At 71.5% G+C, this 22,932-nt stretch carries 17 protein-coding genes; 14 read left to right on the forward strand and 3 right to left on the reverse strand.

Annotated features, from left to right (window positions below; translation table 11 throughout):
- Nucleotides 1-18 precede the first annotated feature (18 nt).
- Entirely contained in the window at nucleotides 19-1,518 is a 1,500-nt protein-coding gene (gene gatB, locus ACQP2O_RS11095) for an Asp-tRNA(Asn)/Glu-tRNA(Gln) amidotransferase subunit GatB (protein ID WP_433182449.1), read from the forward strand.
- Between the two features lie 133 nt (nucleotides 1,519-1,651).
- Here gatB and ACQP2O_RS11100 read toward each other — a convergent pair whose 3' ends face one another.
- Nucleotides 1,652-4,381 (reverse strand): glycoside hydrolase family 3 C-terminal domain-containing protein, encoded by a 2,730-nt coding sequence (locus ACQP2O_RS11100; RefSeq protein ID WP_433182451.1) that lies wholly within the window; start codon nucleotides 4,379-4,381, stop codon nucleotides 1,652-1,654.
- 172 nt (nucleotides 4,382-4,553) lie between these two features.
- Between ACQP2O_RS11100 and ACQP2O_RS11105 the strand changes: the two genes are divergently transcribed.
- The 3 genes from ACQP2O_RS11105 to ACQP2O_RS11115 all read left to right on the forward strand — a co-directional run bounded on the left by ACQP2O_RS11105 (nucleotide 4,554) and on the right by ACQP2O_RS11115 (nucleotide 10,871).
- The gene (locus ACQP2O_RS11105) at nucleotides 4,554-5,462 is read left to right on the forward strand and encodes a 2-hydroxyacid dehydrogenase (protein WP_433182454.1); all 909 of its coding nucleotides are present in this window, start codon (nucleotides 4,554-4,556) and stop codon (nucleotides 5,460-5,462) included.
- Between the two features lie 441 nt (nucleotides 5,463-5,903).
- Complete coding sequence (locus tag ACQP2O_RS11110; protein ID WP_433182456.1) at nucleotides 5,904-8,618, forward strand: putative bifunctional diguanylate cyclase/phosphodiesterase; 2,715 nt, start codon at nucleotides 5,904-5,906, stop codon at nucleotides 8,616-8,618.
- Between the two features lie 345 nt (nucleotides 8,619-8,963).
- Nucleotides 8,964-10,871, forward strand: coding sequence for an N-acetylmuramoyl-L-alanine amidase (locus tag ACQP2O_RS11115; protein WP_433182459.1), 1,908 nt, complete (start codon nucleotides 8,964-8,966; stop codon nucleotides 10,869-10,871).
- 135 nt (nucleotides 10,872-11,006) lie between these two features.
- Here the strand turns inward: ACQP2O_RS11115 and ACQP2O_RS11120 are convergent, their stop codons facing one another.
- Entirely contained in the window at nucleotides 11,007-11,912 is a 906-nt protein-coding gene (locus ACQP2O_RS11120) for a LysR family transcriptional regulator (protein WP_433182462.1), read from the reverse strand.
- A 108-nt stretch (nucleotides 11,913-12,020) separates the two neighbouring features.
- Here ACQP2O_RS11120 and ACQP2O_RS11125 point away from each other — a divergent pair, with 108 nt between their 5' ends.
- The 10 genes from ACQP2O_RS11125 to ACQP2O_RS11170 all read left to right on the forward strand — a co-directional run bounded on the left by ACQP2O_RS11125 (nucleotide 12,021) and on the right by ACQP2O_RS11170 (nucleotide 21,589).
- On the forward strand, nucleotides 12,021-12,863 hold the full coding sequence (locus ACQP2O_RS11125; protein WP_433182465.1) for an LLM class F420-dependent oxidoreductase: 843 nt from the start codon (nucleotides 12,021-12,023) through the stop codon (nucleotides 12,861-12,863).
- 21 nt (nucleotides 12,864-12,884) lie between these two features.
- Nucleotides 12,885-13,820 carry a zinc-binding dehydrogenase gene (locus ACQP2O_RS11130; protein WP_433182468.1) on the forward strand — a complete coding sequence of 312 codons (936 nt, stop codon included), beginning with the start codon at nucleotides 12,885-12,887 and terminating at the stop codon, nucleotides 13,818-13,820.
- Between the two features lie 75 nt (nucleotides 13,821-13,895).
- Nucleotides 13,896-14,345 (forward strand): MarR family winged helix-turn-helix transcriptional regulator, encoded by a 450-nt coding sequence (locus ACQP2O_RS11135; RefSeq protein ID WP_433182470.1) that lies wholly within the window; start codon nucleotides 13,896-13,898, stop codon nucleotides 14,343-14,345.
- The gene (locus tag ACQP2O_RS11140) at nucleotides 14,342-15,772 is read left to right on the forward strand and encodes an MFS transporter (protein ID WP_433182473.1); all 1,431 of its coding nucleotides are present in this window, start codon (nucleotides 14,342-14,344) and stop codon (nucleotides 15,770-15,772) included. Before ACQP2O_RS11135 ends, ACQP2O_RS11140 begins: the two co-directional genes overlap by 4 nt.
- Before the next feature lie 23 nt (nucleotides 15,773-15,795).
- Nucleotides 15,796-16,347, forward strand: a complete 552-nt coding sequence (locus ACQP2O_RS11145; RefSeq protein WP_433182476.1) for a cysteine hydrolase family protein — start codon at nucleotides 15,796-15,798, stop codon at nucleotides 16,345-16,347.
- Nucleotides 16,348-16,582: 235 nt separating this feature from the next.
- Nucleotides 16,583-18,427, forward strand: coding sequence for an acetolactate synthase large subunit (locus ACQP2O_RS11150; protein ID WP_433182478.1), 1,845 nt, complete (start codon nucleotides 16,583-16,585; stop codon nucleotides 18,425-18,427).
- A 1-nt stretch (nucleotide 18,428) separates the two neighbouring features.
- A complete protein-coding gene (gene ilvN / locus ACQP2O_RS11155) occupies nucleotides 18,429-18,953 on the forward strand; it encodes an acetolactate synthase small subunit (protein WP_345357370.1) in 525 nt (174 codons plus the stop codon).
- 36 nt (nucleotides 18,954-18,989) lie between these two features.
- A complete protein-coding gene (ilvC, locus tag ACQP2O_RS11160; RefSeq protein WP_433190988.1) occupies nucleotides 18,990-19,973 on the forward strand; it encodes a ketol-acid reductoisomerase in 984 nt (327 codons plus the stop codon).
- A 280-nt stretch (nucleotides 19,974-20,253) separates the two neighbouring features.
- A complete protein-coding gene (locus tag ACQP2O_RS11165) occupies nucleotides 20,254-20,961 on the forward strand; it encodes a hypothetical protein (RefSeq protein ID WP_433182481.1) in 708 nt (235 codons plus the stop codon).
- Nucleotide 20,962: 1 nt separating this feature from the next.
- Entirely contained in the window at nucleotides 20,963-21,589 is a 627-nt protein-coding gene (locus ACQP2O_RS11170; RefSeq protein ID WP_433182484.1) for a thymidylate synthase, read from the forward strand.
- Between the two features lie 105 nt (nucleotides 21,590-21,694).
- Here ACQP2O_RS11170 and ACQP2O_RS11175 read toward each other — a convergent pair whose 3' ends face one another.
- The gene (locus tag ACQP2O_RS11175; RefSeq protein WP_433182487.1) at nucleotides 21,695-22,879 is read right to left on the reverse strand and encodes a lipase family protein; all 1,185 of its coding nucleotides are present in this window, start codon (nucleotides 22,877-22,879) and stop codon (nucleotides 21,695-21,697) included.
- Nucleotides 22,880-22,932 lie beyond the last annotated feature (53 nt).

Raw genomic sequence — 22,932 nt, forward strand, 5'->3', positions numbered from 1 at the left:
GAAGGGACTGAACTACCGATGAGCACTGAAACGCTCGTGCCGTACGACGAGGCGCTGGCGAAATATGAGCCGGTGCTGGGCATCGAGACCCACATCGAGCTGGGCACGACGACGAAGATGTTCTGCGGGTGCTCGACCGAGTTCGGCGCGGAGCCCAACACCCAGGTCTGCCCGGTCTGTCTGGGCATGCCGGGTTCGCTGCCGGTGACGAACCGCAGCGCGATCGAGGGCATCATCAAGATCGGCCTCGCGCTGAACTGCACGATCGTCGAGTGGTGCCGCTTCGCCCGGAAGAACTACTTCTATCCGGACATGCCGAAGAACTTCCAGATCTCGCAGTACGACGAGCCGCTCTGCATCGACGGCTACCTCGACGTCGAGGTCGACGGCGAGACGTACCGCGTCGAGATCGAGCGGGTCCACATGGAGGAGGACACCGGCAAGTCGCTCCACGTGGGCGGCGCCACCGGCCGGATCCATGGGGCCGACTTCTCGCTGGTCGACTACAACCGGGCCGGCATCCCGCTCGTCGAGATCGTCACCAAGCCGATCCCCGCGACCGGTGACAAGGCACCGCTGGTCGCGCGGGCGTACGCCACCGAGCTGCGCGAGCTCGTGCGCGCGGTCGGCGTCTCGGACGTGCGCATGGAGCAGGGTTCGATGCGCTGCGACGTCAACGTCTCGCTCATGCCCAAGGGCGCGTCCGAGTGGGGCACCCGCACCGAGACCAAGAACGTCAACTCGCTGCGGTCCGTCGAGCGCTCCGTCCGGTACGAGATCGAGCGGCAGGCGGGCGTCCTCGACGCGGGCGGCCGGGTGACCCAGGAGACCCGTCACTTCCAGGAGGCCGCCGGCACGACGACGAGCGGGCGCAGCAAGGAAGAAGCGCAGGACTACCGCTACTTCCCCGAGCCCGACCTGGTGCCGATGGCCCCGTCGCGCGAGTGGGTGGAGGAGCTGCGCACCGGGCTGCCGGAGCTGCCCGCCGCGCGCCGCCGCCGCGTGCAGGAGGAGTGGGGCGTCGCCGACAAGGAACTGCAGGACATCGTCAACGCCGGTGCGCTGGACCTGATCGAGGAGACGGTCCGCGAGGGCGCCGACCCGGCAGCCGCCCGCAAGTGGTGGATGAACGAACTGTCCCGGCGGGCCACCGAGCAGGGCGTCGAGCTGTCCGAGCTGCCGGTCACCCCGGCCGACGTCGTACGGGTCAGCGCGCTGGTCGCCGAGGGCACCATCAACGACAAGCTGGCCCGGCAGGTGTTCGACGGCGTTCTCGCCGGCGAGGGCACGCCGGACGCGGTCGTCGAGAAGCGCGGCCTGAAGGTCGTCAGCGACGAGGGCCAGCTGGGCTCGGTCATCGACGAGGTCATCGCCGCCAACCCCGACGTCGCGGAGAAGATCCGCGGCGGCAAGGTCGCGGCGGCGGGCGCGCTCGTCGGCGCGGTCATGAAGGCCACCCGAGGCCAGGCCGACGCCGGCCGCGCCCGCGAGCTGATCATCGAGAAGCTCACGAGCTGATAGCCGAAAGGGCCTGTCTCGAAGTCCCCGTCCGTAGCGAGGCGCCGCGCAGGAGGACAGCGGGGCTTTGAGACAGGCCTCAGGACGAAGCGCCGGCGGCCCCGGGCCCGTACGGGTCCGGGGCCGTCTTGCGTCAGGGAACCCGGACGACGAAGGTCGTCGAGGCGGACCCGCCGCCCGAGTGGACGGTCGCGGTCACGGTCGCCACGCCGGATCCGACGGCGCGGACGCGGCCGCCGTCGATGCGGACGACCTGCGGCCGGTCGCTGCGGTAGCTCACCCACGTCCCCGCGGGCAGCGGCACGCTCTGGCCCTTGGTGACGTAGCCGTAGACGCTCTCATCCTTCATCGACACCGTGAGCTGCGGGTCGATCGTGGCGCCCTTGTCGAACGTCACCCGCTGGACGATGCCCTGAGCGGCGTCCCCGCCCTGGACCGGCTTGGCGGTGACGACCGACGGCGACGGCCGGAGCGTGCCGTCGATCTCGACACTGGCCCGCGCGGCGACGTCGGCGTCCCCGCTGGACGTGCCGAGCCGCAGCTCGTACGCGCCCCGGTCGACCACGTAGCGGTTCGACGTCTCGTCGAAGAACGCGAGCTTGGACACCGGGACCGTCAGGCGGACCCGCTCGGTCCGGTGGGAGCCGACGGTGACCTTCTGGAACGCCTCCAGACGCTTGAGCGGGCGCTCCTTGGCCGCCGGTTCGAACGGCGTGCTCACGTACAGCTGCGGCACGGTGGTGCCCCCGGCGTCGCCGTGGTTGGTGACCTCCGCGGTCACGTGGAGGGTGCCGTTCGCGTCGGCCGACCGCTCGACCCGCAGGTGGGAGTAGGAGAACCGCGTGTAGCTCAGCCCGTACCCGAACGGGTAGGTCACGTCGCCGGTGAAGTACATGTACGTCCGGCCCTTGCTCGTCGACGTCGGCCGGATCGCGTAGTCGCCGATCGCCGGAAGCTGGTTCATGTCGCCGTACCAGCTGAACGGCAGCCGCCCGCTCGGGTCGGTGTCGCCGAGGAGGACGGAGGCCAGCGCGGAGCCCTGACGCTGACCGTTGTAGGAGCTCCACAGCAGGGCCGGCACCTGCGACCGGAAGTCGCCGAGGTCGACCTGGCCCATCGTCTCCAGGTACACGACGGTGCGGGGGTTGGCCGCGGCGACCTGGCTGATCATCGAGGACTGCGCGCCCGGCAGGGTGAGGGTCTTGCGGTCCGAGTCCTCGTTGGCGGTCTTCGCGTCGGTGCCCGCGACGACGATCACCACGTCGTGGTCCTTCGCCGCGGCCACCGAGGCGGCGTCGACGGTGTCCAGAGCGGCGCCGGTGACGCCCGGGTAGTAGTCGACGGTCGCGGCCGGGTTGATCTTCTGGACGGCCGCCTTGACGCCCTGGTAGGCGTTGACCTCCTTGGCGACGCCCGGAGCGCCCTGGTTGCTGGAGTAGCCGCCGAGGTACAGCGACGACGGGTTCGCGTACGCCCCGATGACCGCGACCTTGTAGGCGCCCGACGAGGGCACCTTCAGCGGCAGCAGGCTCTCCTTGGCACCGGCGACGGCGGAGTTCTTGAGCAGCACGAGACTCTGCTCGGCGGCCTGCCGAGAGAGGTCGAGGCGCTGAGGCGTCTCGGTCACGGCGTTGTTCGCGTCGGAGTTGGTCCAGGTGCCCGGCGCCAGGCGGGCGCGGGCCTCGCGCACCCACGGCACCTGGTCCTCACGGTCGAACTCGCCGGTCCGGATCCGGGCGGTGAACAGCCGGACCAGGGAGACGTCGACGTCGTTCTCGGTGAAGACGCCGGTCTGCGTGGTGATGTGCTTCGCGACCGTGTCGGGGACCGTGTTCCCGTAGTTGTACGCGTCGTGGTAGCCCTGGTTGCAGTCCAGATCCTCGCCCGCGGTGATCGCGTAGGCGGTGCGGCCGTACTGGTCCAGCGGCGCGGACGCGCCCGGCGGCTGCCAGTGGTGGCCGGCCTGGATCTCGTAGACCGCGTCGCAGTCGGAGGTGAAGTAACCGCCGAAGCCGTAGGTCTGCCGGGCCAGCGTGTCCATCAGGTGGACGTTCGCGGCGGCGGGGACGCCGTTGACCCGGTTGTACGAGCTCATGATCGAGCCGGGGCCGGACTGCCGGATGATGTCGCGGAACTGCGCCGTGTAGTACTCCCGCAGCGTGCGCTCGTCCATGTCGGACGAGCCGGTGCGGCGGTTGTACTCGCTGTTGTTGGCGGCGAAGTGCTTCAGCGTGGCGAGCGCCTTGACGTACCCGTCCGCCGACCTCGGCAGCCTGCCGTTCTCGTCCTGACCCTGCAGGCCGTTGACGTACTGCGCGGCGAGGGCGGCCGTGAGCGTGGGGTCCTCGCTCCACGTCTCGTCGTTGCGGCCCCAGCGCGGGTCGCGGGAGAGGTTGACGGTGGGGGAGTAGAAGTCCAGGTCCTGCGTGTTGTTCGGGGCGACCTCCCGCGCCTCGTTCCCGATCTCGGTGGCCGCCCGGTGGACCAGATCGGGGCTCCAGGTGCTGCCCATCGCCAGGTCGACCGGGTAGGACGTGAGGTTGGTGAGGATCGGCGGGTTGGCGTTGGTGTTGGTCTGCAGCCGGGCCACGCCGTGCGCCGCTTCGTTCCACCAGCCCCAGGCGGCGACGCCCAGCCGGGGGATCGCCGGGGCCTGGCTGCTGTTCATCTGCTGGGCCTTCTCGGCGAGCGTGAGGCGGCCGACGAGGTCCGCGGCGCGCTCGGCCGGGGAGTGCCCGGGATCGAGGTAGATCGGAGCGGTCGAGGCTCGCGCGTCGCGCACCGACGCGCCGGCCGTACCGGTCGCGACGGCGCAGCACAGGGCCGCTGCGGCCCCGATCAGCGCGAATGGTCTTCTGTGCACGGTGGAACTCCCAGTGGCAGGGGACGCCGGGGCCGGAGGGGCCTACGTTAGGAAAGCGCTTTCAGGGACGTCAACCGGCTTTCACGGCCTCAACCGGTCACGGCAGGCCCGCCCCACGACCGGCACGAGAGTGGGTCGTACGATCTGTCCCCATGGGCAGGGGAGGCGCACGGTGAAGGTCTGGGTCCCGGACAAGGAGATCGCTGAGGCTGTCGCGGATGTCGCGGGGGCGGATGTCCACGTCTATCAGGGCGGGGACGACCTCCCCTGCGATCCCGGTGAGGTGGAGTTCTATGTCCCACCGTTCACTCCGACCCCGCAGAGCCGCGCCGTCCTCGCCCGGATGACGAGCCTGAAGATCGTCCAGCTGCAGGTGGCAGGCGTCGACACCTTCCTGCCGCACGTCCCGCCCGGCGTGGTGCTGTGCAACGGCCGGGGCATCCACGACGCGAGCACCGCCGAGTGGGTGGTCGGCGGCATCATCGTGGCCCAGCGGGACTTCGCGCGGTTCGTCGACGCGCAGCGCGACGGCCGCTGGGACTGGCACATGACCGACGCGCTGGCCGACCGCTCCGTGCTGATCGTCGGGTACGGCTCGGTCGGCGCGGCGATCGAGCGCCGTCTGCTGCCGTTCGAGACCGAGGTCGTACGGGTGGCGAGGACGGCGCGCGACGGTGTCCATCCGGTCGGCGCCCTCCCGGATCTGCTGCCCCTGGCCGACGTCGTGGTCCTGATCGTGCCGTCGACCCCGGAGACGACCGGCATGGTCGACGCCGGCTTCCTCGCGCGGATGAAGGACGGCGCCCTGCTCGTCAACGCCGCTCGCGGTTCGGTGGTCGACACCGACGCGCTGGTCGCGGAGCTGTCCCGGCGACGGCTGCGCGCGGTGCTGGACGTGACCGACCCCGAGCCGCTGCCCGCCGGTCACCCGCTCTGGTCCGCGCCCGGTGTCTTCATCACCCCGCACGTCGGCGGGTCGACGCCGGCGTCGCGGCGGCGTGCCATCGCGCTGGTGCGCGCACAGCTCGAGCGCGCCGTACGGGACGAGCCCCTGCGAAACGTCATCACCGGCGCCTACTGAGCAGGTAAAGGCTTTCCCCCAGGTCCTTGGGTCACAGCGGGAGGCGGATCGACCCTGGCTTTGCCGGGTGGGCGGATCGCGCCGACAAAGCGCTGGCAAGCGCTCGATGTCCGATTACGCAACGTGGCGAGTTGTCGCCGGGTGGACGCCCAGCCTCAATCGCTCCGTGACCTACGGACCGTACATTGACCAACAAGGCTGACCAGAGTGAGCGCCGCACGCGGGTGCTGCCGGCGACCCCGGCACGACGCGCCCGGCGCGAACTTCCCGGTGGCGACCTGATTCCGGCCGCCACTCGTACCGGATGACACGGCATTCGACAGGCAGGTATACGCCGCACCTGAGACGGCCATGGGCCGTCGGCCCGGAATGTCATCATTCGGCACCCGGCGCGCGTCGTGCTCCGGGACAATTTGATCAAGATCAGAGAGCGAGAAAGTGATGACCGGCGAGCGGACGAAGCGGCGACGCTGGGGGATACCGGCGACCGTACGGCCGTTCGGCCCGGTCGCCGTGCTCGCCGTCATTCACGCGATCGCCTTCCTGACCGGCCGGGGCACCGACGGCGGCGGCGCCTGGCTCAGCGCCTGGGCGGCGGCGATCGCCGCGAGCTCGCTGCTGTTCGCGGTGCGGCGGGCGCCGCAGAGCCCCGCCGGGAAGGTCGACCGCGACACCTGGCGCTGGTTCGGGCTGGCGGCGATGGCCTGGTCGGCCGGTGCGGCGATCAACGCGATCTCCCGGCTCGTCCTCAGCCGGTCAGCGGTGGCGGTCTCACCGGCCGACCTGTTCTTCCTGATCGCCCTGGGCGCCGTGACGGCCGGGTTCGTCGCGCCGATCGGCCCGCCGCGCAGCGCTCGCCCCTGGCTGCGCTACCTCGCCGACACGTACGTCTGCGCCTGCGCCCTGTTCGTCGTCGGCTGGGTCGCGATCTTCGATCGGCTGTACCGCATGTCGGGAGAGGGCTGGGTGCAGTTCGTCATCGAGCTGCGCTACCCGCTGCTCGACGCCCTGCTGGTCTGCGGGCTCCTGCCGATGGCGGTCGGGGCCCTGCGCGGGCACCGCCGGTCCGCGATGGTCGCCTACTGCGCGCTGGTCGTCCTCACCGCGGCGGACGTCATGTACTTCATGGACCGGCTGAACGGCGGCGACGCGTACGGCTCCGCGGCCGACCTCGCACGCCCGGCCGGGCTGCTGCTCCTCGGCGCCGCCCCATGGGCGCTGCGCGGCCGCGCGAGCGACGCGACCCGGCGCCGCTTCGTGGGGCCCGGCCTCGCGCCGGCCGCCACGGCCGCCGCCGCGGCGATCTTCGTGGCCGGGCACACGCTCACCGGCGCACAGGGCCTGCGGCCGATCGTCCCGATCATCGCCGGGTCGGCCGTCCTCGTCGTCCTCGCCCGGCTCGGGGAGCTGGTCCACGACAACGACCGGCTGCGACGCGCCGTGAAGGTCAGCGAGAAGCACTTCCGGGCGCTCACCGAGAGCATCAACGACGTCGTGGTGATCTGCGGCCTCGACGGCGTCATCGAGTACGTCAGCGAGGGCGCGCAGCCCTCGTACCACTACACGGCAGAGGGCCTGCTCGGCCGGTCGGTGCGCGACGTCGTCCACCCGGAGGACCTGCCGAGGGTGCTGGTCGCGGCCCGCCGGCTGCTCCGCGCCCCCGGGAACGACGTCGTCCGCATCGCCTGCCGGGTACGCGCCGCCGACGGCACCTGGCTGCCGACGGAGTCCACGATCTGCCGGTACGGCTCCGCCGGCGGCGGGTCCGCGGACCGGCTCCTCGTGACCGTACGGGACTTCAGCGAGCAGGCCGCGCTGCAGCGCCAGGTCACCCACCTGACCTTCCACGACGGGCTGACCGGCCTGCCGAACCGCGCCTACTTCGAAGAACGCGCCCGCGAGGTCGTCGAGTGCGCCCAGGGCACCGTCGCGGTGATCTTCGTCGACCTCGACGGCTTCACCGCCGTGAACGACTCCATCGGCCACGCGGGCGGCGACCAGGTGCTGGCCCAGGCCGCCCGCCGCCTGCGCGCGGGCGTCCTGGCCGACGACACCGTCGCACGCTGGGGGAGCGACGAGTTCTCCGTGCTGGTGCAGAGCGCCACCGAGGTGCAGACGGTCGTCGACCTCGGCGAGCGCCTCGTCCGCGTCCTCGCGAGCGAGCCGTACCGCGTCGGCGACCGCAGCATCGTGCTCACCGCCAGCGTCGGCATCGCCTTCACCGAGAAGGGCGTCAGCGGCCCCGAGCTCATCCGCAACGCCGACGTCGCGCTGTCCCGGGCCAAGGACCTCGGCGGCGGCCGGGTCGAGGTGTTCGCCGCCAAGATGCACGCCGACGTCGTCCGCCGGCTCGAGCTCGGCGGCGACCTGCAGCGTGCGCTCACCGAGCAGCAGTTCAGCGTGGAGTTCCAGCCGGTCGTCGAACTCGCCACCTCCCGCGTCACCGGCGTCGAGGCGCTCGTACGGTGGTGGCGGGACGGCGTCTTCGTGCCGCCGGAGGAGTTCATCGGCACCGCGGAGGAGTCGGGCCTGATGATCCCGCTCGGCAACTGGGTGCTGCGCGAGGCCTGCTGCGAGGTGGCCCGCTGGCGCGCCGCCGACTGGGACATCGGGTTGTCGATCAACCTGCGGCCCCGGGAGATCGCCGCGCCCCGGTTCGTCGAGTCGGTGGCGACCGCGCTGGAGGACAGCGGCCTGCCGCCGGAGGTGCTCACCCTGGAGGTCGAGGAGGAGGTCCTCGTCGATGGCGGCGACGAGCTGATCTCCCGCCTGTCCGCGCTGCGCGACCTCGGCGTCCGGCTGGCCATCGACGACTTCGGCACCGGCTACGCCTCACTGGCCTACCTGCGGCAGCTGCCGGTCGACGTCATAAAGATCGACCCCTCGTTCGTCGCCGGACTCGGCCGCGACGAGACCCTGACCCTCCTGACCCGCACGATCGTCCGGGTCGGCCGCGACCTCGGGCTGACCGTCGTCGCCGAGGGCATCGAGCGCCCCGAACAGCTCGAGCTCCTCAAGGAGATGGGCTGCCCCCGCGGCCAGGGCTTCCTCGTCGCCCGCCCGATGGCACCGCGCGGCATCGAGGCGCTCGTCCGCACCAACCCGCGCGGCGAGGCGTCCATCCCGCTCCACGGCTCGGCCCTGTCCGCCGGCTGACCGGCCCGTGCGGCGAGGAGCCCATCCGCTCCACGGCTCGGCCCTGTCCGTCGGCTGGCCAGCCCGCGCGGTGGGGCGTCCAGTTCGGTCCGCGGTTCGGTGCTGACCGGCCCCCGCGGCGCGGCGTCCATCCTGCTCCCCGGCTCGGCCCTGTCGGCCGGCCGGCCCGCGCGATGCGGGGTCCATCCTGTTCCACGGTTCGGTGCTGTCCGCGGCCTGACCGGTCCGCGCGGTGCGGGTCGAGGTAGGAATTCTTCACTTTGATCACGGTTCTCGTAGGTTCTTGTCTGCGCTCGGCCCCTCTGAGATCGTTTACCGCGATTCCCCCGTAGCGCGGAGGCGCCGATGAGCCTACGAGGTCGTACCCTCGTCGCGACGACCCTGGTGCTGACCGGTCTCGGAACCGGTCAGGCCCAGGCCCAGCAACACGCCGGTCCTGTCTCCCTCACCCGCCAGCAGGCCTACGCCCAGGCGGCGAAGGCCTACCACGTCCCCGAGAACCTCCTGCTCGCCGTCTCGTACCTGGAGTCCCGCTGGGACGCCAACAAGGGGCTGCCGAGCACCGGCGGCGGCTTCGGGCCCATGCACCTCGTCGACGGCACGCTGGTCCCCGCCGGCGAGCACTTCGCCGGCGGCGACGAGGATCCCCGTGGCGACACTTCACGCCCGGCCCTGCACCCCAAGGCCCCGGCGAGCGGCGCACGGACCGCCACACCGAGCACGCAGACGCTGCAGGAGGCGGCCCGGATCACCGGGGACGCGCCGGGCACGCTGCGCGCCGACCCGGCGGCCAACATCCGGGGCGGTGCCGCACTGCTGGCCCGCTACCAGCAGGACCTGCGCAAGCCGCTCAGCGCCGACCCGGCCACCTGGTACGCCGCGACGGCCCGCTACGGCGGCACCGACTGGTTCGCCGGCCAGGTGTACGACGTGATCCGCACCGGCGCGTCCCGGACCACCGACGACGGTCAGCGGGTCACCCTCGCAGCCGACCCGGCCGTACGGACGGCCGCGCCGGCCGCGAACGACCCCGAGACCGAGTGCCCGCGGGACCTCGGCTGCGAGTGGATCCCCGCGCCGTACCAGCAGATCAGCCCGAATGGCCCGACGGACTACGGCAACCACGACCTGGGCGACCGGCCGAAGAGCCAGAAGATCGACTTCATCGTCATCCACGACACCGAGGGCTACTACCCGAACGACGTGAAGATGGTCCAGGACCCGACGTACCTGGGCTGGAACTACACCGTCCGCTCCGCCGACGGGCACGTCGCCCAGCACCTGAAGGCCAAGGACGTCGGCTGGCAGGCGGGCAACTGGTACATCAACTCCAAGTCCATCGGAGTCGAGCACGAGGGCTTCCTCGCCCAGGCCGGCACCTGGTACACCGAGGCGATGTACCGCAGCTCGTCCGAGCTGGTGCGCTACCTCGCGAACAGGTTCCACGTCCCGCTCGACCGGGCGCACATCCTCGGCCACGACAACGTCCCGGGGACCATCCCGTCCACCGTGTCGGGCATGCACGAGGACCCGGGCCCGTACTGGAACTGGGCGCACTACTTCGACCTCCTGCACCGGCCGCTGCACGCCAGTGCGGGCCGCCACTCCGGCGAGGTCATGATCCTGCCCGACTACGACAAGAACGTGGTGCCGTACACCGGCTGTGACGCCAAGAACCCCTCGGCGGCGTGCCCGCCGCACGGCGGTGGCTCGATCATGCTGCGCACCGAGCCCCGTGACGACGCGCCGCTGGTCAAGGACATCGGCAAGCACCCGACGACCGGCGGCACCGCGACGATGAGCGTGTACGACCACAGCGCCCGCGCCGCCACCGGCCAGACGTACGCCGTGGCCGACCGGCAGGGCGACTGGACGGCGATCTGGTACCTCGGCCAGAAGGCCTGGTTCCACAACCCCAGGACGCAGCCCACGGCCGTCGGCGCCCGCGGCCTGGTGGCCGTCGCCAAGCCCGGCGCGACGTCGGTCCCGGTGTACGGCCGCGCCTACCCGGAGGCGGAGGCCTACCCGGCCGGGGTGCCCTTCCAGGACCTCGTGCCGATGCAGTACACCTTCGCGGCGGGCCAGGCGTACGCCGTCGTCGGCTCCGAGCGCGGGGAGTACTACTACAGCAAGCTGTACGACCGAACCGGCGCAACGGTGGTCAAGGGCAAGCTGAAGTACTACGAGATCCAGTTCGGCCACCGCATCTACTTCGTAAAGGCCGACGACGTGAACGTGAAGCCGGCCTGGTAACCGCCGGCCTGGGGTTCCCTCGTGGGAACCCCAGGTGTCGCACTCTGCCGTCGCCGTTGACGTCGCGAACCCGGCGATCTGGACGGTATGACGTCCACGGCGACGGCAGGGTGACAACGACGACGGCGAGGTGATTCAGCCGGCCGGTGGCCCCGCGGCGTCCGTGCAGAGGCAGCAGGCTTCCGTGAAGACGCGTACGGCCTCGCGGTCGTCGCCGGTGCGCCAGACGACCGCGAGTTCGCTGGGGGACAGCCCGCCGACCGGCCGGTAGACGAGGTCGTCGCGCCGGTAGATCTCGGCGTTGCCCGCGGCGAGGAGCGCGACGCCGAGACCCGAGGCGACCGCCTCGAACGTCTCGTCGGCGGTCTCCGCGACCGCGGCGATCCGGGCGGGCGTCTCCCGGTGATCCTCCCCGAGCCAGAAGGCGCGGAGGGCCCCGGCCTGCGGAGGGAGGGCGATGAACGGTTCGCCGGCGAGTTCGGCGAACGGCACGACCTCCAGCGCGGCCAGGCGGTGCCCGGACGGCAGCGCCACCCACCGGTCCTCTCGCGTGATCACCTTCCAGGAGATGCCGCCGTCGGGGACCGGCAGCCACGCCACGGCGACGTCGACGTCCCCGCTCGCCAGCCCGGCCGTCGGATCGGCCCAGGAGACCTGACGGAACCGGAGGCGCAGGCCCGGCAGCAGCCGCCCCGTCGTGGCCGTCACGGCCGGGATCAGCCCGCGGCCGATGCTCGTCTGGAAGCCGACCGTCAGGACGGCGTCCTCGGCGGAGACGGTGTCGGCCACCGCGCAGCGGGCCTGTTCCCACTCCTCGATGAGCCGCCGGGCATGGGGGAGGAGGGCGCTGCCGGCGGGGGTCAGCGCGACCGTTCGCCGGTCGCGGACGAAGAGCGACGTCCGGAGCTCCAGTTCGAGCCGGCGGATCTGCTTGCTCAACGCGGGCTGGGAGATGAACAGCCGGTCGGTCGCGGCCCGGGTGAAGCTGAGCTCCTCCGCAACGGCCACGAAATACCGCAGGTCCCGCAGGTGGACGTCCATAGCCGAAGGCTATGACACCAGGTCTTGGACGGACTCGGGCCCGCTGCCCGACGCTTCCGTACGGAGGCGTGGCGCCGACGTCACGCCGTCGACGGGAGGAGACAGCACGTGGAGCTCGGGGTCACAGGACTGAACGCCAAGGCAACGCTCGGCCCGGCGGAAACCGGACGGCTGGCGCGGCGTGCCGAGGATCTTGGGTATCGCTCATGGTGGGCGGGGGAGCACGTCGTGCTGCCGAGCCCGCGGACGCCGGACTCGCCGATGGAGCCGACGGACCCGATTCTCGACCCGCTGGTGCACCTGTCCTATGTCGCCGCCGTCACCGAGCGCCTGGAACTCGGCACCGGCATCGTGATCCTGCCGCAGCGCAACCCGGTCGTGCTCGCCAAGCAGGTCGCCAGCTTGGACGTGCTCAGCGGCGGCCGGCTGCACCTCGGCGTCGGGGCCGGCTATCTCGAACCGGAGATGACCGCGGTCGGCGTGCCGTTCGCCGAGCGCGGCGCCCGGACCGACGAATACCTGGACGCGATGCGGGCGCTGTGGACCCAGGAGGCACCGTCCTACGAGGGACGCTACGTCGCCTTCGACCGCGTCGACGCTCATCCACGGCCGGTACGAGCCGGTGGGCCGCGGATCGTGATCGGTGGTCACAGCCCGGCGGCCTTCCGGCGGGCGGTCGCCCGTGGAGACGCCTGGTTCGGCAACGGTGACGGGCCCGATGACCTGGTCCGCCACCTGGCAGGGCTGGAGAAGGCGGCGGTCGAGGTGGAGCGCCCGGCCCGGCTGGGACGCCTGGAGATCGACTTCCTGCAACTTTCTCCGGTGGATGCCTCGGCGGCCCTCCGCTACGCGGAACTCGGCGTCGACCGGCTCATCGTCTACCCGCTGCCGTTGGAGAACCCTGGCGACGTCGAGAGGTTCCTCGAGCGGCACGCCGACCTGCCCCGCTGACCGACCATCGACAGGAGTGACATGCGCGCAATGATCCATGCCCCCGGCGCACCGGCAGGGCTCCGCCTGGGCGACGTTCCCATGCCCGTCCCGCGCGACGACCAGGCCCTGATCCAGGTGCACGCCGCCTCGCTCAACTTCGTGGACGTCGCGTTCATGGCCGAGCGGGCGCGTCCGGGCGCCGTACTCGGGATGGACGCCGCCGGGACGGTCGTCAGGGCCGCGGCGGACGGCTCTGGGCCGCCGCCCGGCGCACGCGTCGTGAGCTTCGGCTGGGCAGCGGGCGCCTGGGCCGAGTATCGCGCCGCCGACGCCGCGGAGTTGGCCGTCGTTCCCGATTCCGTCGATCTCGGGGCGGCGAGCGCGCTTCCGGCGGCGGGCGTCACCGCCCTGCGGGCGCTGCGGAGGCTCGGTCCGGTCATCGGCCGGCGTGTCCTCGTCACGGGGGCGTCCGGCGGCGTCGGACGCTTCGCCGTCCAGCTCGCCGCCCGCGCCGGCGCGTACGTCGTCGCCGCCGTGGGGAGCCCGGCCCGTGCCGAAGGGCTCCGTGAGCTCGGGGCCGACGAGGTCGTCGTCGGCGGCCTGGGGGACGTCACCGCGCCCGTCTTCGGCGTGCTCGACAACGTGGGCGGTCCGCTGCTGGCCGAGGCGTTCGGGCTGCTGGAGGACGGAGGATGCGCGCAGAGCATCGGCATGGCCTCGCGCGCGCCGACGACCATCGACTTCGAGACCGTACGGCTGGCCGGTGGTCGGGGGCGCATCGAGCCCTTCGTCGTCGGGCGGGCGGGACAGGGCCCGGCGTTCGGTCCGGACCTCGCCTACCTGGTCGAACTCCTCGCACGGAAGGCGCTGGACCCGCAGATCGGCTGGCGCGGCCCCTGGGAGCGCGCCGCGGAGGCCGCCGAGGCGCTCCTCTCCCGGCGGGTACGGGGCAAGGCCGTACTCGACATCGGATAGTGGGCTCGAACCGGTCAGGTCAAACTGTTCAGTTCAAACTGGACAGTTTGGACTGAAGAATCTAGTGTGGCGGCCATGGAGGAAGCCAAGGAGATCGTTTCCGCGTCGGCCGTCCGCGCCGCGCACGAGGTCCGGGTGGTGGTCGGCCGCCTGCGCCGGCGCTTCCGGGAGACGTACGACAACGAGGGGCTCACCCCGTCGCAGACGTCCGTGCTCAGCAGGCTGGGCAAGGAGGGGCCGGCGTCCGCGAGTGCTCTCGCCGCCGCCGAGCGGGTCCGGCCCCAGTCGATGGCCGCCACCCTCGCGGTGCTGGAGGAGCGCGGTCTGATCCAGCGCCGGCCGGACCCCGGCGACGGCCGCCGGCAGTTGATCTCGGTGAGCGAGGCGGGCCGCGCGTTCCTGGAGGACAAGCGGCGGGCCGGCGAGGAATGGCTGGCCCGGGCGCTCCAGGAGCACTACACCGAAGAAGAGCGCCGGACCGTCCTCGAAGCGCTGGCCCTGCTGGACCGGCTCACGCGCTCATGACCGTGAAGGCCATCCTCTCGCGACGTCCCGGGAGCGCCCCGCGAGACGCCTTCGACCGCAGGCTGCTCGCCCCGATGATCCTGGGCGCGATCCTGAACCCGATCAACTCGACGCTCGTCTCGGTGTCCCTGGTGCCGATCGGCGCCGCGTTCGGGGTGCCGCCGTCCCGGACGGCCTGGCTGGTCTCCGGGCTGTACCTCGCCACCTCGATCGGGCAGCCCGTGGTCGGGCGGCTGATCGACCTGTACGGGCCGCGCCGCCTCTTCCTCGCCGGAACCCTCCTCGTCGGGATCGCCGGTCTGGTCGGGCTCCTCGCCCCGAACCTGGGCGTGCTGGTCGTCGCGCGGGTGCTGCTCGGATTCGGCACGTGCGCCGGCTACCCGGCCGCGATGTACCTCATCCGCAGTGAGGCCGAGCGGACCGGCAGGGGCAGTCCGGCCGGAGTGCTCACCGCGATCGCGATCAGCACGCAGACCGTCGCCGTCATCGGCCCCACCCTGGGCGGGCTGCTGATCGCGGTCGGCGGCTGGCGCGCCACCCTCGCGGTCAACATCCCGCTGGCGGCCGCCGGCCTGATCGTCGGCCGGCTCCGGCTGCCGAGGACGCCTCTTCCCGAACGCACCGCGTCCGAACGGCCGGCGGCCCGGCTGGACCTGCCGGGCATGGCCCTGTTCGCCGCGATGCTCGTCGCGCTGCTGCTGTTCCTGATGAGCCCAAGACCAGGTCACGGGTATCTCCCGGTGCTCGCCGTCGCGGCCGGAGCCGGCTTCGCGCTCCGGGAGTCGCGCGCGGCGGAGCCGTTCATTGACCTGGGCGTGTTCGGCGGCAACCTGCCCCTGCTGCTCACCTACGCCCGCGCGCTCCTCACCTACGTCGTGTCGTACTCCTTCCTGTACGGCTACACCCAGTGGCTGGAGGACGGGCGGGGGCTGTCCGCCTCCCAGGCCGGGCTGGCGCAGCTGCCGCTGTTCCTGACCGGGATCCTCGTCGCCGCCGCGACCGGCCGCCGCGCGGAGATCCGCGGAAAGCTCATCGTCGGCGCCGTCGGCCAGATCGCCGCCTGCGCCATGCTCCTGCTGCTCCACCCGGGCAGCGCGGTGTGGCTGCTGGTCGCCGTCGCCCTCGTCTGCGGCGTTCCGCAGGGCTTGAACAGCCTCGCCCTCCAGAACGCCGTGTACCACCAGGCCGACCCGGCGCGGATCGGTTCGTCCGCCGGGCTGCTGCGCACCTTCTCCTACCTCGGCGCGATGATCTCCTCTGCGGCCGGCGGCGCCTTCTTCGCCCACCGGGCCGACACGGGCGGCCTGCATCGTCTCGCCTGGTTCCTGCTCGCCGTCGCGGGTGTGTTCCTGGCGATCACCGTCGCCGACCGCTCACTGCGCCGCATCCGCCCGTCGGACCGGGACGACGCCCCGGCCGCGAACTAAGCACCAGAGAAATGGAGCCGACAATGAAGAACACCGCCCTGCTCGTGATGGACGTCCAGGAGGGCATCGTCCCCCGCATACCGGACACGGACTACCTGCCGCGGCTCACCCGCGCGGTCGGCGGTGCCCGTGACGCCGGCGTTCCCGTCATCCACGTCGTCATCGGCTTCCGTCCCGGCCATCCGGATATCAGCGACCGCAACAAGTCCTTCTCGGCCCTGCCGCCGGACGTGTTCACCGCCGGTGGCCCGGGTACGGCCGTCCACCCCGACGTCGAGCCCCGCGCCGGCGAGGTCGTGGTCACGAAGAAGCGGGTCAGCGCGTTCGCGGGCAGCGACCTGGAGCTGGTCCTGCGGTCCGGCGGGTTCGACCATCTCGTGCTGACCGGCATCGCCACCAGCGGCGTCGTCCTGTCCACCCTGCGCCAGGCAGCCGACCTGGACTACCGCCTCACCGTCCTGGCCGACGGCTGCGCCGACGCGGACCCGGAGGTCCACCGGGTCCTCACCGAGAAGGTGTTCCCCCGGCAGGCGGACGTCCTCACCATCGACGAGTGGGTGAAGTCCCTCGCCTGACGTTCGTCACGTCGCCCGCACCCGCCGCAGCGGGTGCGGGCGACGGTGCGCGTATCGGTCCATTCGTCTCGGATGGTGAGACATGCCGTCCAGGGATTTGACGCGAGCCGCGAAACCCAGCATGGTTGACACCATGAACCGCAACCTGATTCTCGTACTTGGTCGGCGCGCAAGCTGACCGAGTAGATCGCTTGCGCGCTCCCCTCGACCGCCGTCCGGCGCGAGGGGTTTTTTGTTGGCCATAACCCCGGCCCCGCGCACCGCGTACCAGGCGGCACCGCCCGCCCGGCACGCCGAGGGGCAGAGCCCAGCGCTCAAGAGCACAAGGATGAAGAAGATGACCGAACGGATGACCGGATCCCAGGCGCTCATCAGAGCCCTGGAGGAGGTCGGCGTCGACACCGTGTTCGGGATCCCGGGCGGGGCCATCCTCCCGGCCTACGACCCCCTCTTCGACTCGCAGAAGATCCGCCACATCCTTGTCCGGCACGAGCAGGGCGCGGGCCACGCCGCTCAGGGGTACGCGCAGGCGACCGGCAGGGTGGGCGTGTGCATGGCGACCAGCGGTCCCGGCGCGACCAACCTCGTCACGCCGATCGCCGACGCCTACATGGACTCGGTGCCGATCGTCGCGATCACCGGCCAGGTCGCGAGCGGCGCGATCGGCACGGACGCCTTCCAGGAGGCGGACATCTCCGGCATCACGATGCCGATCACCAAGCACAACTTCCTCGTCACCGACCCCGCCGACATCGGCCGTACGATCGCCGAGGCGTTCCACATCGCCTCGACCGGCCGCCCGGGCCCGGTCCTCGTCGACATCTCCAAGGACGCGCTGCAGAACCCGGTCGACTTCGTCTGGCCGCAGCCGATGCAGCTGCCCGGCTACCGCCCGGTGACGCGCCCCCACGCCAAGCAGGTGCGCGAGGCCGCCCGCCTCCTCACCGAGGCCAAGCGGCCCGTACTGTACGTCGGCGGGGGCGTGCTCAAGGCGCGGGCCGCCGCCGAGCTGCGCACGCTCGCCGAGCTGACCGGCGCCCCCGTGGTGACCACGCTGATGGCCAAGGGCGCGCTGCCGGACAGCCACCCGCTGCACATGGGCATGCCCGGCATGCACGGCAGCGTCGGCGCCGTCGGAGCGCTGCAGCGCTCCGACCTGCTGGTCGCGCTGGGCGCGCGGTTCGACGACCGGGTCACCGGCCGCCTCGACAGCTTCGCCACCGGCGCCAAGATCGTGCACGCCGACATCGACCCGGCCGAGATCTCCAAGAACCGCCACGCCGACGTGCCGATCGTCGGCGACTGCCGCGACGTCCTCACCGACCTGATCAACGCGGTGCGCGCCGAGCACTCCGCCGGGCGCAAGGGCGACTACGAGGCCTGGTGGCGCCAGCTGAACTCCTGGCGCGAGACCTACCCGCTGGGCTACGACCAGCCGGAGGACGGGAGCCTGTCCCCGCAGTACGCGATCCAGCGCATCGGCAAGGTCGTCGGCCCGGACGCGCTGTACGTCGCCGGGGTGGGCCAGCACCAGATGTGGACCGCCCAGTTCATCGGCTACGAGAACCCGGGGTCGTTCATCAACTCCGGCGGCCTCGGCACGATGGGCTTCGCCGTGCCCGCCGCGATGGGCGCGAAGCAGGGGCGGCCCGACACGGCGGTCTGGGCCATCGACGGCGACGGCTGCTTCCAGATGACCAACCAGGAGCTGGCGACCTGCGCCATCGAGGGCATCCCGATCAAGGTGGCCGTCATCAACAACGGCAACCTCGGCATGGTCCGGCAGTGGCAGACCCTGTTCTACGAAGGGCGCTACTCCAACACCGACCTGCAGTCCCGCCGCATCCCCGACTTCGTCAAGCTGGCGGAGGCGTACGGTTGCGTGGGGCTGCGCTGCGACAACGCGGCCGACGTGGACGCCACGATCGCCAAGGCCATGGAGATCAACGACGTCCCGGTCGTCATCGACTTCATCGTGCACCAGGACGCGATGGTCTGGCCGATGGTGGCGGCCGGCACCGGCAACGACGAGATCAAGATCGCCCGGGACATGGCGCCCGACTGGGAGAACACGGACTGACATGAGCAGGCACACGCTTTCCGTCCTCGTCGAGAACAAACCGGGCATCCTCGCCCGGGTCGCCGCGCTGTTCTCCCGGCGTGGATTCAACATCGACTCCCTCGCCGTCGGGACGACGGAGCATCCGGACATCTCCCGGATGACGATCGTCGTCAACGTCGAGGAGCTCCCGCTGGAGCAGGTCACCAAGCAGCTGAACAAGCTGGTCAACGTCATCAAGATCGTCGAGCTGGACTCGTCGGCGTCGGTGCAGCGCGAGCTGGTGCTGATCAAGGTCCGGGCCGACGCGGAGACGCGCTCTCAGGTCCTGGAGACCGTCCAGCTCTTCCGTGCGAAGGTCGTCGACGTGGCCACGGACGCGGTCACGGTCGAGGCCACCGGAAGCAGGGACAAGCTGGAGGCCCTGATCAGGGTCCTGGAGCCGTTCGGTATCAAGGAACTGGTGCAGTCGGGCATGGTGGCCATCGGCCGTGGCGCCCGCTCCATCACCGACCGCTCGTTGCGCGCCATCGAGCGCAGCGCGTGAAATTTCAGAGAGGCAAGGCAAAGGCAAGTGGCTGAGATCTACTACGACAACGACGCCGACCTGAGCGTCATCCAGGGCCGTCACGTGGCGGTGCTCGGATACGGCAGCCAGGGGCACGCGCACGCGCTCTCGCTCCGCGACTCCGGTGTCGACGTGCGCGTCGGCCTTCCGAAGGAGTCCAAGAGCCGCGAGAAGGCCGAGAACGACGGCCTGCGCGTCGTCACCCCGGAGGAGGCCTGTGAGGAGGCCGACCTCACGATGGTGCTGATCCCGGACCACCTGCAGCGGGAGGTCTACCGGACGGCGGTCGCCCCGTCCCTGGTCGAGGGCGACGCGCTGTTCTTCGGCCACGGCCTCAACATCCGCTACGGCCTCATCGAGCCGCCTGAGGGTGTCGACGTGGCCATGGTCGCGCCGAAGGGCCCGGGCCACCTCGTCCGCCGCCAGTACACCGAGGGCCGCGGCGTGCCGGTGCTCGTCGCCGTCGAGCGCGACGCCAGCGGCAACGCCTGGCCGCTCACCCTCTCGTACGCCAAGGCCATCGGCGGCACCCGTCCGGGCGCGCTGAAGACCACCTTCACCGAGGAGGCCGAGACCGACCTGTTCGGCGAGCAGGCCGTGCTCTGCGGCGGCGTCTCCGAGCTCATCAAGGCGGGCTTCCAGACCCTCGTCGAGGCCGGCTACCAGCCCGAGGCCGCCTACTTCGAGTGCCTGCACGAGATGAAGCTCATCGTCGACCTCATGTACGAGGGCGGCCTGTCGCGGATGCGTTACTCGATCTCCGACACCGCGGAGTTCGGCGACTACACCCGCGGCCCGCGCATCATCACCGACCAGACCCGCGAGGAGATGCGCAAGATCCTCAAGGAGATCCAGGACGGCTCCTTCACCAAGGAGCTCGTCGAGGAGTTCGACGCCGGCCGGCCGAACTTCCTCAAGCGCCGCGAGGAGGAGCAGAACTCCCCGATCGAGCAGACCGGCGCCAAGCTCCGCCCGATGATGTCCTGGCTCCAGGACTGACCCGGCGGTTCGACGGCTCGCCCCGGCACGTGCGTTCGCACGGCCGGGGCGTCGCTTTTTCCAGGCGTGAAATTCGGCAACCGCGCGGGCCTTGTCCACGGTGCTTAACACTCCGTAAAACAATGCTTCGAATCCCTCTTTGGGTCGCGCCTCAATCGGATTTCGGCACCGACCGGCTGCGGGAGGGAGGATACTGAACGCGGCGGAATGGGCGGTTTCGACTCCATTGGGCCGCGAGGGTGTGGAGTCGCGCCCTGAGGCGCGAGAGCGGGAAGGGCTCATGCGTAAGACAGGCTTAGGAACGCCGCGGACGGACCTGCGGGCACACCGCGACCGGGCCGACATCGACCCCACACAATTCGTACAACTCCTTGCGACCGACTTCGGCGGGATCTACCAGGTCTACCTGGCCGCCTCGGAAGAACGCCTGAAGATGCTCAGGCTGGCCATGAGCCTGCTGGCCGCGCCGTTCGGCGCGGTGGTCGCCCTGGCGAGCGCCAAGGTGCTCGACCCGGCGGCGCTGACCTCCTGGCATCGCATCCCCCCGTACGTCTTCGCCCTGACGGCGATCTTCGGGGCGATGGGCGTCCTGCCGTACCTGCGCCTCATCGAGGCGACCTCCCGGCACCTGCGGACGGCGCGGGCGATGAACAACTTCCGGCTGCTGTACGTCGAAGAGCTGCGCGACCACTTCCGCGAGGTGGGCTGGGCGCCGAACCTCCCGGTCGACCCGGCCTACCCCGAGGCCTTCGCGCCGACGTCCGGTCCCGGCGTCACCGCGATCGGGCTCGCGATCGTCGACGCGGCCTACATCTCGATCGGGCTGCTCGGCCTCTCGGGCGCCCGGCCGACCCCGATCGTGGTGACCGTCTGGATCGCGGTCACCGCCACGCTCCTGTTCCTCGTCTACCACATCCGCATGGGCGCGGCCCGGCGCCGGGGGAGAGAGCCGGCCAACCCGTTCGGCTTCCCCTCCGTGGAGTCCTGAGGTGGAACGCTGGCTCACGTGCGGGGAGGCGTGGATCGGCCTCATGCGGCACGTGTGGACGACGGGCGAGGCGGGCCTCGACGACCGCGGGCCGGTCATCGAGGCACCGCCGCGGCTGTTCGAGATCGCGGCCCTCGGCTGGGACGACCCGATCATCCGGGCGCACGGCGACGCGGAGGCCGTCGCCCGGTACACGGCGAAATTCACGCGGACCGACGTCACACCGCCGTTCAAGTACAGCTACGGCGCGCGGCTGCGCGACCTGCGCGGCGTCGATCAGCTCGGCTGGGTGACAGAACTGCTGCTGACACGTCCGTGGACCAAGAGCGGCTGGATCTCGCTGACGGTCCCGGGCGAGCGTCAGGACGCCGTGCCCTGCCTGGCGGCCCTGGCGTTCCGGATCCGGGACCGCCGGGTCTCGATGACGGCGACGTTCCGGTCCCAGAACGCCTTCACGAGCTATCTCAACTATCTTCCGCTGCGTGCGGTACAGCTGGAGGTGGCCGGGGCGGTGGGCCTTCCGGCGGGGACGATGCGCGTCTTCGTCGACGTGCCGCACGTGTACATCGCCGACACCGGCGCGGTCACCAGCGTGCTGGCCCGAACCGCGACGCGCGCGGCCGCTTGATCGACCGTACGGCGGCCGCCTGCGCGACCTCGGTCGCGTGGGCGGCCACTCGTCGTGCGGATGGCCGCCGGACCGACTCGGATCGGCGGCCGGGTGCGGTCCCTGTCAGCGGCAGTCGTTCGGCGGGGGTGCGCCGTGGAAGCGCGCCGTGATCCAGGCGTTCAGGTCCGACGCGGCCGACGGCACGACGTTGTGGAAGGCGCGCGGGTAGACCCGGTAGGCGACGACGTCTCCGCGACTGCACATCCGGTGGACGGCCGCCTCCGTGATCTTCGCCGGAATGATCGGGTCGCGTCCGCCCTGCAGGATGAGGAGCGGAACGCCGCGGGGAAGCGCGTCGACGCTGTCGCGGACCAGGCCGGTGGACCACGGGGGCGTCGTGCGCGGGTCCTTCGTGAACACGGCCCGCGCGGGCAGTCTCGCGTACGCCCCGATCACGTCGTCGTCACAGCCCGCCTCGAGGACCTTCAGGCCCGCCCGGCCGGCCGGCGTCATGATCGAGTCCAGTCGGGCGGCCGGGTCGGCCGCGCTGTGACCGGCGGCCACCTCGACGAGCCGTCCGGTGCCGTAGTCGAGATCGGTGACGTGACGCGCCAGCGCCGTCAGGTCGATCGGCGGCGCCGCCGCGGCGACGCCGAGCAGACGCAGGTCGGGCGCGTACGACGCCGCGAACTCGCCGGTGAACAGCACGGCGTGCCCGCCCTGTGAGTGGCCGAAGGCCACGAAGGACCGGCCGAGACCGTCCCCCGGCAGGCGGGCGGCGGCACGGACGGCGTCCAGCACGGATCGCGCCTCGCTCGGCCCGACGAGGTACGGATGGGGGCCGGGGGTGCCCAGGCCCTCGTAGTCGGTGGAGACGATGGCGTACCCGGCGGCCAGGAGCGCCGGGCCGTCCTCGATCCCCCCGAGCGGGTACGGGTCGGTCGACGGCGCACAGGAGTCGCCCAGTCCCGTCGTTCCGTGCGCCCAGGCGACGACCGGCCATCCTCCGGCCGGCGGTCTGCCTCCGGGCACGAACACCGAGCCGGAGACCGCGATGTCCCTGCCATCCGTGCCGCGCGAGTGGTACAGGATCCGCCGGCCACGGGCCCCGGTCGGCGCGGCGACCGGTTCGCTGCGGATCAGGGTGCCGGGCGCTCGCCTCGGCAGGGGGACCGGCGGACGGTAGAACGCCCACGTGGGGCGTGGATGCGGGCTGGCCTCGCCCGCGTCGGGGTCCGTGCCGGAGGTTCCCGAGCACGCGGTGAGCAGGACCGCCGCGGCGGCGAGGGCGGGAATCGCGCGTCTCATGACGCATGACGCTAGGAAACGCGGGGCGCGCCGTCCTCGTGCCGGCGGCCGAT

Origin of the sequence: Actinoallomurus sp. CA-150999 (assembly GCF_050942425.1) — a bacterium.
GTDB lineage: Bacteria > Actinomycetota > Actinomycetes > Streptosporangiales > Streptosporangiaceae > Actinoallomurus.

What these genes read in the sequence shown, in the direction of transcription:
- ACQP2O_RS11165 (WP_433182481.1), top strand. Translation starts at nt 20,254, where the DNA reads ATGCGTAAGACAGGCTTAGGAACGCCGCGGACGGACCTGCGGGCACAC.
- ACQP2O_RS11145 (WP_433182476.1), top strand. Translation starts at nt 15,796, where the DNA reads ATGAAGAACACCGCCCTGCTCGTGATGGACGTCCAGGAGGGCATCGTC.
- ACQP2O_RS11140 (WP_433182473.1), top strand. Translation starts at nt 14,342, where the DNA reads ATGACCGTGAAGGCCATCCTCTCGCGACGTCCCGGGAGCGCCCCGCGA.
- ACQP2O_RS11135 (WP_433182470.1), top strand. Translation starts at nt 13,896, where the DNA reads ATGGAGGAAGCCAAGGAGATCGTTTCCGCGTCGGCCGTCCGCGCCGCG.
- ACQP2O_RS11115 (WP_433182459.1), top strand. Translation starts at nt 8,964, where the DNA reads ATGAGCCTACGAGGTCGTACCCTCGTCGCGACGACCCTGGTGCTGACC.
- ACQP2O_RS11120 (WP_433182462.1), bottom strand. Translation starts at nt 11,912, where the DNA reads ATGGACGTCCACCTGCGGGACCTGCGGTATTTCGTGGCCGTTGCGGAG.
- ACQP2O_RS11110 (WP_433182456.1), top strand. Translation starts at nt 5,904, where the DNA reads ATGACCGGCGAGCGGACGAAGCGGCGACGCTGGGGGATACCGGCGACC.
- gatB (WP_433182449.1), top strand. Translation starts at nt 19, where the DNA reads ATGAGCACTGAAACGCTCGTGCCGTACGACGAGGCGCTGGCGAAATAT.
- ACQP2O_RS11175 (WP_433182487.1), bottom strand. Translation starts at nt 22,879, where the DNA reads ATGAGACGCGCGATTCCCGCCCTCGCCGCCGCGGCGGTCCTGCTCACC.
- ilvN (WP_345357370.1), top strand. Translation starts at nt 18,429, where the DNA reads ATGAGCAGGCACACGCTTTCCGTCCTCGTCGAGAACAAACCGGGCATC.
- ACQP2O_RS11130 (WP_433182468.1), top strand. Translation starts at nt 12,885, where the DNA reads ATGCGCGCAATGATCCATGCCCCCGGCGCACCGGCAGGGCTCCGCCTG.